General features: G+C 39.1%; 12 protein-coding genes. 1 reads left to right on the forward strand and 11 read right to left on the reverse strand.

Features of this window, described 5'->3' with window-relative positions; all coding sequences use genetic code 11:
* Window positions 1–67 precede the first annotated feature (67 nt).
* The 11 genes from HMPREF2887_RS06635 to HMPREF2887_RS06685 all read right to left on the reverse strand — a co-directional run bounded on the left by HMPREF2887_RS06635 (window position 68) and on the right by HMPREF2887_RS06685 (window position 9,059).
* Entirely contained in the window at window positions 68–1,435 is a 1,368-nt protein-coding gene (locus tag HMPREF2887_RS06635; protein WP_021001276.1) for an acetyl-CoA carboxylase biotin carboxylase subunit, read from the reverse strand.
* 16 nt (window positions 1,436–1,451) lie between these two features.
* Entirely contained in the window at window positions 1,452–1,874 is a 423-nt protein-coding gene (fabZ, locus tag HMPREF2887_RS06640) for a 3-hydroxyacyl-ACP dehydratase FabZ (RefSeq protein WP_021001275.1), read from the reverse strand.
* Entirely contained in the window at window positions 1,871–2,350 is a 480-nt protein-coding gene (gene accB / locus HMPREF2887_RS06645) for an acetyl-CoA carboxylase biotin carboxyl carrier protein (protein ID WP_004224978.1), read from the reverse strand. The genes fabZ and accB overlap by 4 nt, the downstream gene beginning before the upstream one ends.
* A complete protein-coding gene (gene fabF, locus HMPREF2887_RS06650) occupies window positions 2,351–3,583 on the reverse strand; it encodes a beta-ketoacyl-ACP synthase II (RefSeq protein ID WP_021001274.1) in 1,233 nt (410 codons plus the stop codon).
* 62 nt (window positions 3,584–3,645) lie between these two features.
* Complete coding sequence (gene fabG, locus HMPREF2887_RS06655) at window positions 3,646–4,380, reverse strand: 3-oxoacyl-[acyl-carrier-protein] reductase (protein ID WP_057489567.1); 735 nt, start codon at window positions 4,378–4,380, stop codon at window positions 3,646–3,648.
* A gap of 2 nt (window positions 4,381–4,382) precedes the next feature.
* Window positions 4,383–5,309 (reverse strand): ACP S-malonyltransferase, encoded by a 927-nt coding sequence (fabD, locus tag HMPREF2887_RS06660; RefSeq protein WP_057489566.1) that lies wholly within the window; start codon window positions 5,307–5,309, stop codon window positions 4,383–4,385.
* Window positions 5,302–6,276: an enoyl-[acyl-carrier-protein] reductase FabK gene (gene fabK / locus HMPREF2887_RS06665; protein WP_049514558.1), complete on the reverse strand. Its 975-nt coding sequence runs from the start codon at window positions 6,274–6,276 to the stop codon at window positions 5,302–5,304. The genes fabD and fabK overlap by 8 nt, the downstream gene beginning before the upstream one ends.
* Window positions 6,277–6,488: 212 nt before the next feature.
* Window positions 6,489–6,713 carry an acyl carrier protein gene (locus HMPREF2887_RS06670; RefSeq protein ID WP_003026017.1) on the reverse strand — a complete coding sequence of 75 codons (225 nt, stop codon included), beginning with the start codon at window positions 6,711–6,713 and terminating at the stop codon, window positions 6,489–6,491.
* A gap of 53 nt (window positions 6,714–6,766) precedes the next feature.
* Window positions 6,767–7,741 carry a beta-ketoacyl-ACP synthase III gene (locus HMPREF2887_RS06675; RefSeq protein ID WP_021001271.1) on the reverse strand — a complete coding sequence of 325 codons (975 nt, stop codon included), beginning with the start codon at window positions 7,739–7,741 and terminating at the stop codon, window positions 6,767–6,769.
* Window positions 7,741–8,175: a fatty acid biosynthesis transcriptional regulator FabT gene (locus HMPREF2887_RS06680; RefSeq protein ID WP_021001270.1), complete on the reverse strand. Its 435-nt coding sequence runs from the start codon at window positions 8,173–8,175 to the stop codon at window positions 7,741–7,743. The genes HMPREF2887_RS06675 and HMPREF2887_RS06680 overlap by 1 nt, the downstream gene beginning before the upstream one ends.
* 92 nt (window positions 8,176–8,267) lie before the next feature.
* Window positions 8,268–9,059, reverse strand: coding sequence for an enoyl-CoA hydratase (locus HMPREF2887_RS06685; RefSeq protein WP_003026024.1), 792 nt, complete (start codon window positions 9,057–9,059; stop codon window positions 8,268–8,270).
* 167 nt (window positions 9,060–9,226) lie between these two features.
* Between HMPREF2887_RS06685 and HMPREF2887_RS06690 the strand changes: the two genes are divergently transcribed.
* Complete coding sequence (locus tag HMPREF2887_RS06690) at window positions 9,227–10,576, forward strand: aspartate kinase (protein ID WP_021001269.1); 1,350 nt, start codon at window positions 9,227–9,229, stop codon at window positions 10,574–10,576.
* Window positions 10,577–11,224: the final 648 nt, after the last annotated feature.

Below are 11,224 nucleotides of genomic sequence, written 5' to 3' on the forward strand. Positions count from 1 at the left end.
TTTGGATTGATCCGAATATACTTATCCTTTTTGGAAAACAAAGCCATGACTTATATCCTTTACTCCTCTACTTTTTCTTTTGATAAGCTGGTAAAAATTTCTCCATAAGAAAAGCTGTATCATAATCGCCAGCAATGACATGTGGGTCTGAAATCAAATCTAACTGAAAACCGCTATTTGTCACAATGCCGTCGATTTCTAATTCATAGAGCGCACGCTGCATTTTCATAAGTGCATCAAAACGATTTTCACCATGAACAATAATCTTGGCAATCATGCTGTCATAATACGGCGGAATCGTGTAGCCAGGATAAACTGCAGAATCCACACGCAACCCCACTCCCCCACTCGGTAGATAGAGATTAGAAATCTTTCCCGGACTTGGTGCAAAGTTAAATGCAGGATTTTCTGCATTGATTCGGCATTCAATCGCGTGACCTGTTATATGAATATCTTCTTGGTTAAAAGACAGCTCTTGCCCCGCAGCAATTTTTATTTGCTCCTTGACAATATCCACTCCCGTTACAAATTCCGTTATCGGATGCTCCACTTGGACACGTGTATTCATTTCCATGAAATAAAATTCTCTTTTGTCTTCGTCAAATAAGAATTCAATCGTTCCAGCGTTTTCATATCCGACAGATTTTGCAGCTCGAACAGCTGCTTCCCCAATCTTCTGACGAAGCGTTTTGCCAATCGCAACCGACGGACTTTCTTCCAGCACTTTTTGATTATTTCTTTGAAGTGAACAATCGCGCTCGCCTAAGTGGACAACATGACCATGTTGGTCAGCCAAAATTTGGACTTCAATATGACGAGCCGGATAAATAACCCGCTCCATATACATGGCGCCATTTCCGAAAGCTGCTTTGGCTTCTCTGGAAGCCGATTCAAAGGCGGCCACTAAATCTTCCACCTTTTCGACTTTCCGAATGCCTTTGCCACCACCGCCAGCAGAAGCTTTCAGCATGACTGGATAACCGATTTTTTCTGCAACCGCAAGTGCTTCGTCTGAAGTATGAACTTCGCCGCTAGAACCTGGAATTACAGGCACATTAGCCTTAATCATCTGAGCACGCGCATTGATTTTATCCCCCATTAAATCCATTACCGCTCCAGAAGGACCGATAAATTTAATACCAACTTCCTCGCACATGGTCGCAAATTTAGAATTCTCACTCAAAAAACCAAAGCCTGGATGAATCGCCTCTGCTCCAGTCAAAACTGCGGCGGAAAGAACCGCATTCATATTGAGGTAGGATTCTGTCGACTTTGCTGGACCTATACAAACCGCTTCATCTGCCAGTAAAGTATGGAGGGCTTCTTTGTCAGCAGTAGAATAGACTGCGACTGTCGCAATCCCTAACTCTCTAGCTGCACGAATAATTCTGACCGCAATTTCCCCACGGTTGGCAATTAAAATCTTACGAAACATGGTGAAATCTCCTTTTTTATTGTCCGAGGGCAAAAGTTAAAGTACCACTCGCTGCCAACTTCCCGTCAACTTCTGCTTTCGCTTCCACAACCGCAATGGTGCCACGACGCTTCACAAACTTCGCTGTCATGATGAGCTGATCACCAGGAACAACTTGTTTTTTAAATTTCACCTTGTCCATTCCGGCATAAAAGACCAATTTCCCCTTATTTTCCTCCTTGGACAATTCCAAAACACCGGCTGTTTGAGCCAAAGCCTCCATAATGAGAACTCCTGGCATGACAGGATATTTAGGAAAATGACCGTTAAAGAAAGGCTCATTGATTGTAACATTTTTAAGCGCTACAATCTCATCTTCTTTCACTTCCAGCACACGGTCAACCAATAGCATAGGATAACGATGTGGAAGAGCTTCTTTTATCGCATTGATATCAATCATTTAATCCGCACCAAACCTTTCCCAAATTCGACCATTTCTTCGTTTTGGACAAGAATTTCTGTCACAATACCGTCCTTAGGTGACGGAACTTCATTCATCACTTTCATGGCCTCAATAATCATCAAGGTTTGCCCCTTCTTCACTTGGTCGCCAACGGAAACAAAAGAAGGTTTATCAGGACCTGAAGCAAGATAAGCAACTCCAACCAATGGACTTTCTACTACATCGCCTTCAGCTATGGGTATTTCTGGACTAATGGTTTCCTCCACAATTGGAGGAACAGTTGGCTGGGTAACTTCGACTTGTGAAACAAGATTGGTGTTCACTGTTGAATCCTCTGCAGAAGGAGCAATTGATTCAACTGTTCTTTCATTTTTACTGAACGTTAATTCATCACTTTGATTTTTATAAGAAAATTCACGCAGACTTGATTGGTCAAATTGAGCCATCAAATCTTTGATTTCATTGATATTCATTTAAGCCTCCCAGCGCTTGAATGCAAGTACAGCATTGTGCCCACCAAAGCCAAAGGTATTTGAAATCGCATATGGAATATCATGTTCTTGCCCTTGACCATAGATGACATTCGCCTCGATATCATCTGAAAGTTCTTGCGTTCCTGCAGTCATCGGTACAAAGTTATGACGCATTGCCTCAATCGTTGCAATAGCTTCTACTGCACCAGCTGCACCAAGAAGGTGACCTGTGAAAGATTTCGTAGAAGAAACCGGTACTTCTTTCCCAAGAACATTAACAATCGCTTGACTTTCACCTTTTTCATTGGCTTGTGTAGAAGTTCCATGAGCATTCACATAGGCAATATCTGAAGGTTGTAATCCTGCTTCTTCAATGGCTAGTTTCATAGCTTTAGCAGCCCCTGTACCAGCTGGTGATGGTGTTGTCATGTGATATGCGTCACAAGTATTTCCATACCCCACAATTTCTGCTAAAATCGTTGCCCCACGTTTTTCAGCATGTTCTAGACTTTCAATTACCAAAACACCTGCACCTTCTCCCATTACAAATCCATTTCGATCTTTATCAAATGGAATAGATGAACGTTTTGGATCTTCATTTGTGGACAGAGCTGTAAGAGCTGCAAAACCGCCGATACCAATTTCGTTGATAGAGCATTCAGAACCACCTGCTAAAATAACATCTTGAAAACCAAATTTAATTTCACGGAATGCCTCTCCAATAGCATCATTAGAAGACGCACAAGCAGTTGTAATAGATTTACATACCCCATTAGCTCCCACACGAATAGCGATATTTCCGGCTCCCATATTTGAAAGTGCTTTAGGAATGAAGAGCGGTTGGATACGATTGGCTCCTCTTTCATGCATTCGGATAATTTGATCTTGCAATTCTTTTAAGCCACCAATCCCACTAGATACAATGACACCAAATCGATCATGGTCAACTGTCTCGGTATCTAGATGAGCATTTTCTAACGCTTCTAAAGCTGCATGAATGGCATAAATAGAATACATATCCATACGATTTTTGTCTTTTTTAACAAAATGTTTTTCTAGTGGGAAATCTTTAATTTCTGCTGCATTATGTACACCAATCACACTAGGATCAAAATTCGTAATTGGACCAATACCAATCTTCCCTTCTTTTAGACTATCCCAAAACTCTTCGGGTGTGTTTCCAATAGGAGAAGTTACTCCATATCCTGTTACAACAACTCGATTTAGTTTCATTTCAAACTCCTTTATTAAGAAAATATATCACATGCTTAAAACTCGTACGTTTTAGTCATCTTCTACCTCATGGTTAACCCGCCATCAATGGCAATGACTTGCCCAGTTAAATACTCTTGACGAGCTAGAAAGGCTGCCACTTCTGCCACTTCGCTGGTATTCCCAAAGCGTTTCATTGGAATTTGTGCTAACGTAGCTTCTTTCACTTTATCAGACAAAACATCGGTCATATCTGACTCAATCATACCTGGTGCAATAGCATTCACTCGTACATTGCGGGCTGCTACTTCACGCGCTACAGACTTAGTAAATCCAATCAGTCCAGCCTTAGAAGCCGCATAGTTTGCTTGACCGACATTGCCAATCAAACCAACCACACTTGATACATTGATAACAGCACCTTGACGAGCTTTCGACATTGGCTTCAAAACCGCTTGAGTCATATTAAAAGCACCAACAAGATTTACTTTCAAGACCTGCTCAAAATCTTCCTCTGTCAATTTTAGCATGAGTTTATCTTTTGTAATCCCTGCATTATTAACCAGAATATCCACGCTTCCAAGTTTTTCGATAGTTTCTTCTACCATCCGCTTGGCATCCGTGCTGTCTGACACATCACCAGAGATAGAAACCACTTGTACACCATAATCTGAAAATTCAGAAACGAGCTCCTCATCAATCTCACGGCGACCGTTTAAAACAATGTTGGCACCTAGACTCGCAAACTTATGTGCCATTGCAAGACCAATTCCACGTGTTGAACCAGTTATAAAAACATTTTTACCTTTAAGTTCCATACCTATTCCTTATTTTCTAGAAGAGTAGATAAACTTCTAACATCTTCAACGTGAGCAACCTTTGCTGATTTATCAATCTTTTTAACAAAACCAGAAAGAACCTTACCTGGACCAATTTCAATAAAATTAGTTACACCAACTTTTTGCATCGTTGCAATACTATCATAAAAACGAACTGGTTCCATAACTTGACGAGTTAAAAGTTCCTTAATTCGTCCTTTTCCCATGACAGTTGCTTCTGTATTTCCTACCAAAGGAAGTTTGAAATCAGCAAATTCAACTGTTTCCAAAACTTTTGCCAATTTATCACTTGCAGGTTTTAGCAAAGCTGTATGAAATGGACCGGAAACATTCAAAGGGATGAGACGCTTAACACCAGCTTCTTTTAACAATTCCACTGCTTTGTTAACCGCTTCAACTTCACCACCAATAACAATCTGACTAGGTGTATTGTAATTTGCTGGTGATACAATTCCTAGCTGGCTTGCCTTTTGACAAGCTACTTCAATTGTAGCTAAATCGGCATTTAAAACCGCAACCATTTTACCAGAGCCAGCAGGAGCTGCTTCTTCCATAAAAGCACCACGCTTTGCCACCAAATCAACCGCCGTTGTAAACTTCAAAGCACCTGCTGCTACCATGGCAGAGTATTCCCCAAGAGAAAGGCCTGCTACCATATCAGCTTGCATTTCTTTTTCTTGCAATAATCGGTAAATAGCAACCGAAGTGGTTAAAATTACTGGCTGAGTATAGCGTGTCTGATTGAGCTTCTCTTCCTCATTATCTATCAGATATCGTAGATCATAGCCCAATACTTGACTTGCTTCATCATAGGTTGCCCTCACTACATCAAACTGATCGTAAAGGTCACGAGCCATTCCCAGATACTGAGCACCCTGACCTGCAAATAGAAAGGCTGTTTTAGTCATTTCTAGTTACTCCTGCCCAACGGCTAGCTTCTTTTTGGATTACCTCTGCTGCACCGTAGTAAATATCTTTTAAAATTTCTTCAACTGTTTCTTCTTTGCTGACAAGCCCCGCAATTTGTCCTGACATGACAGAACCATGTTCAACATCACCGCGAACAACTGCATTTGCAAGAGCGCCAGCTCCTAAATTCTCAAAAACAGTTAAATCAGGATTTTCTTGCTTAAAAGCATCCTTTTCTGCTTGGTCAAATTCTCTAGTTAGTTTATTTTTCAAAGCTCGTACTGCATGACCAAAATGTTGAGCAGAAATGGTTGTATCAATATCCCGAGCTTTCAAAATCATATTTTTATAATTTTGGTGCGCATTTGACTCTTTTGCAACGACGAAACGTGTTCCCACTTGAACAGCCTCTGCACCAAGCATAAAGCCTGCAGCTGCACCGCGACCATCGGCAATCCCTCCTGCTGCAATTACAGGAATATCAACTGCTTCAACTACCTGACGAACCAAAGTCATGGTGGTTAATTTTCCAATATGCCCACCTGCTTCCATTCCTTCAGCAATGACTGCATCTGCACCAATTTTTTCCATTCGCTTAGCCAATGCTACACTTGGAACTACTGGAATGACTGTAATACCTGCGTCGTGGAAACGAGTCATATATTTACTTGGATTTCCTGCACCAGTTGTCACAACCTTGACACCTTCTTCAATCACTAAGTCAACAATATCTTCCACAAACGGTGACAACAGCATGATATTCACGCCAAAAGGCTTGTCTGTCAATGACTTAATTTTATCAATATTAGCTTTGACAACTTCTTTCGGTGCATTACCACCACCGATAATGCCAAGACCTCCCGCTTTAGAAACTGCACCAGCCAAGTCACCATCAGCAACCCAGGCCATCCCACCCTGGAAAATAGGATATTTAATATTTAACAATTCTGTAACACGTGTTTGCATAATACCTTCCTTTATATTGCTTAAGTAATAGCTCAATCATTTCAAGTATACCCTTTGTATAATTTGAAAATCAAACTATTACCTAAACAAGAGGGAGTGGAACCTATCATCTTTAAATTGATTTTATCGTTCCACCCCAGCAAAATTGACTGTCTACCTCAATACCTTTTTTAAAAGAGGGCGAGAATCTTCTCTCAGCCCCGTTTCATTTTTTATTTTGTTTTTTCTTCAACATAGGCAACTAAGTCACCAACTGTGTTCAATCCTTCTTCGGTTTCAATTTGAATATCGAATGCATCCTCAATTTCTGAGATAACTTGGAACAAATCCAATGAATCTGCGTCAAGGTCATCAAAAGTTGACTCAAGAGTAACTTCTGAAGGTTCTTTGCCAAGTTCTTCCACAATAATTTCTTGTACTTTTTCAAATACTGCCATGATAGACTCCTTTAAAAATAAATATTTATATTCATGTGATTACCACATAATAACTAAATTGTAACAATAAGTGTGCCCCATGTCAAACCTCCACCAAATCCTGATAGCAAAACTGTTTGGCTGCCATCAAGATGAATGAACCCCTTTTCAACACACTCAGATAAAAGAATTGGAATACTTGCCGCACTCGTATTCCCATATTCCATCATATTCGCAGGAAGTTTTTCCCTTGCTACACCAATTTTTTTCGCCATTTTATCTAAAATGCGAATATTGGCCTGATGTAATAGTAAATAGTCAATATCCTCTACTTGAACATTACTGGATTCAATCGTATTTTTTATAGATTTTGCCACATCTCGAATAGCAAAATCAAAAATTTTTCGACCATCCATTGTCAAGTAAGGCGCTACTTCTCCCTTTTCAGAATAAGGTGAAGATAAACCAACTTTACCACAAGTCAAGCTTTCCCCACGCGAACCGTCTGTATATTGACTTTCAGCTAAAAAATGCTGCTGCTCTGAGCTCTCTAGCAAAACACCACCAGCACCATCACCGAAAAGAACCGCAGTTGAACGATCAGACCAGTCAAGGACTTTTGATAAGGTCTCACTTCCTATAACAAAACCCTTCTGGTAACGACCTGAGGAAATTAACTTCTCAGCCGTTGATAGAGCGAAGATAAAACCACTGCAAGCCGCTGTTAAGTCAAATGCAAAGGCATGCCTTGCGCCAATATTTGCTTGAACTCGTGCAGCTGTTGAAGGCATCATGGAGTCTGGGGTAATAGTGGCCACAATGATAAAGTCTAGCTCATCTGCATTGATATTTGCCTTTTTCAACAATTGTTCTGCCACCTTGGTAGCCAAAACACTCGTTGATTCTATTTGTGATAAATGACGACGCTCTATTCCTGTTCGACTTGAAATCCATTCATCGCTCGTATCCATTATTTTTGCCAAATCATCATTTGTAACCACTTGACTCGGAGCATAATGAGCGACTTGACTAATTTTAGCATAGTTCATTATTTCAAATCCTCTAGAAAACGATACAGATTAGTCAGACCTTTTCCCATGACCTTCATCTCTTCAGCATCCATTCCCTCAATAATTCTTTCAACCATTCTCTTGTGAAATCTTCTGTGCAAGCGATAAATTAGGCGACCATTTTTTGTCAAATTCAGATGAACCACACGACGATCGACTTCTGAACGTGTTCGTTCAATATAACCTTTTCTTTCAAGATTATTTAAACTAGTTGTTACGGTTCCTAGTGTCACCATCAATTCCTTTGCTACGCTACTAGGGGTCGCATTGGGGTTTTTTCCAACGACATCAATCGTGTGCATTTCTTTGATAGAGATATCTTTGAAGCGACTGCCTTTCAAACTAGATTCTTCAATAACCAATACATTATTGAAAATAGATGTTAAATAATCATTGACCAATTGGTAATCCAAAAATCTATCCTCCTCTAACAAAAAAACTTTCAGCATCAAAACATTTGACTAGAAAAGTATATCAAATATCAAATTAAATTGCAACTACTTTTTTACTTCCCAGAAAATTTTGGTCGACGCTTCTCAGCATAAGCTCGCACCCCTTCTTTGAAATCTTCTGTGAAAGCCAATGTCTTTTGCAACTGTAGTTCGAGTTTTGCATACTCATCCCAACCAGTAAACAAACTCTTCCATACCAATTCTTTAATAGCACGATAAGAATTAAGTGAATGACGTTTCAACTTCTTAATCACTTGATTCGTTGTAGTTTCTAACTTTTCAACTTCACAAACTTTATACAAAAGACCATAATTTAAAGCTTTTTCTGCGTTTAACGGTTCACCTGTCATTGCTAATTGAGTTGCTCTCGTCACACCAATCGCTCTAGCAAGTAAATACAGACCACCCGCATCAGGAGCAAGACCTACCCCCACAAAAGCTTGAATAAAACGAGAACGATCCGTTGCAATACAGAAATCCGCGGCGACTACCATATTAGCTGCTGCACCAGCGACTGGCCCATCTACACTCATAATGACCGGCTTAGATAATTGTTTCATTGAGTAAGAAATTTCATTGACCAATTCAGCAATTTTGACCAAAGACTGAATATCATCTGCCTCCACTGCTCGTTGCATTTCTGCCAAATCACCACCAACAGAAAATACTTTCCCATTTGCGTTGATGAGCAAAATTTGGACAGCTTTATCCTCAGCAGCCAATTCAATGGCTTTTAAAATCTCCTCACACATGGGAACATTAAACCCATTGGAAACCTCCGGGCGATTCAATGTTAAAGTCGCAACACCGTCATTGACACTATATAAAATATTTTCAAATTGCATTAAATTGCCTCCGACAATTATTTTCTTTGTCAATTAAATTATTTGAATATCAAATAATACGGTTACATTCTAACATAAAATATTTGCTTTAGCAAGTAAGCACAAGTAAATTTGAAAAGATTTCAGAATTTTGCTATAATTTAAACAATCAGCCTATAGGAGAATTTATGAAAGTTGTTAAATTTGGAGGAAGTTCACTTGCCTCTGCTGGTCAATTAGAAAAAGTATTACAGATTATAAAAGCTGATCCTGAACGTCGATTCGTGATTGTCTCTGCGCCTGGGAAGCGAAGCACTCAGGATACAAAGGTAACAGATGCCCTCATTAAATATTATAGAGACTATGTTGCTGGTAATGACGTAACAAAGCACCAACAATGGATTATTCAGCGTTATCGAGATATGGCGTTAGAACTGCAGCTCAAACCAAATATTCTAGAAAGAATTTCAAAAAGTTTCCAAAAGCTCGCAAGCCTTCCTATCGAAAATAATAAGTTCTTGTACGATACTTTTCTTGCTGCAGGTGAAAATAATAATGCGAAACTTATTGCAGCCTATTTCTCCCAAAATGGGATAAATGCACGTTATGTTCATCCCAGAGAAGCAGGACTTATTGTGTCCAGTGAACCAGGAAATGCGCGACTTCTCCCCTCCAGTTATGATAAAATCGAAGAATTAAATGAAGCTGATGAAGTATTGATTATACCAGGATTCTTTGGAGTAACAAAAAATGACCAGATTTGCACCTTTTCACGTGGTGGGTCTGATATTACTGGCTCTATTATTGCTGCAGGTGTAAAAGCTGATCTTTATGAAAATTTTACAGATGTTGATGGTATTTTTGCAGCACACCCTGGCATTATCCACATGCCACACTCCATTCCAGAATTAACTTATCGCGAAATGCGCGAATTAGCTTATGCAGGTTTTACTGTATTACATGACGAAGCACTCATTCCAGCTTACCGTGGGAAAATTCCACTCGTTATAAAAAATACAAATAACCCTACTCATCCTGGTACAAAAATTGTTTTAAAGCACAGCAACAGGGACTTCCCTGTAGTAGGTATTGCTGCAGATGCCCATTTCACCAGTATTAACATGTCTAAATACCTCATGAACCGTGAAATCGGTTTTGGTAGAAAAGTTCTGCAAATATTGGAAGATCTAAATATCCGCTGGGAGCACATGCCTACCGGTATCGATGACTTATCTATTATTCTTCGGGATCGTGAGTTAACCCCCATTAAAGAGGAAGAAATTCTTCGTCAATTAAGACAAAAGTTAGAAGTTGACCACGCAGAAATCGAACATGATCTCTCAATCATTATGATTGTCGGTGAAAAAATGAAAAGTCACATCGGTTTGACTGCTACCGCAACTAAAGCACTGTCAGATAATCACATTAATATCCAAATGATTTCCCAAGGATCTAGTGAAGTTTCTATCATGATTGTTATCAATTCCGAACAAGAAAAAGCAGCTATAAAAGCACTGTACAAAGCTTTTTTTGAATAAAAATTGAGAGTCTAGGTAAAAATTCATAAAAATAGTCAAAAAGCTTAAAATCAACCTTTTAATTAACTTGATTTTAAGCTTTTTTCGCTATAAGCGATTATTACACTTTGACCATGAATTGAGTTTTTGCTCAGCCACTTGCATTATATTAACCCCAAAATCTTGATGTAGTAGCTGATGATAAAAGCAACAGCATAGGATAGGTAGGAGTACGAACTAAAAATTTTCAAATTTTGATTGATTGCTATGCGTAATCTCCCCAGAGTGTATTATTTATAGGTGAACTCGTCAGGCATCTCACCTGGAAATCTATTACAAAATATAATCATCCATGAGCAGTCTAAAAACCAAACAATCTTAATTTGATTAAGATAATACAATCCTCTCGATAAATGAAACAGTGTAACTCATTCTCTAAAAATGAAAATTTTAAAAAAATACATTCTCATTGCTTTGAACATAAAAAAAGAGAATGAACTTCGTCCTCTGCTTTTCATCAACCAAGAGCCTGAATTAGTGTTATAAATAATAATTTTAACCCGAGATTCTGCATTCTATTTTAAAAATAGCAAAAAAGAAACCCGATTATATCTAGGTTTCTAATCATGTATCAACTCCGGCAGTAGGACTCGAACCTACGACATCATG

The sequence above is a fragment of the Streptococcus sp. HMSC071H03 genome (assembly GCF_001813035.1).
In the GTDB taxonomy this organism is placed as follows: domain Bacteria; phylum Bacillota; class Bacilli; order Lactobacillales; family Streptococcaceae; genus Streptococcus; species Streptococcus anginosus.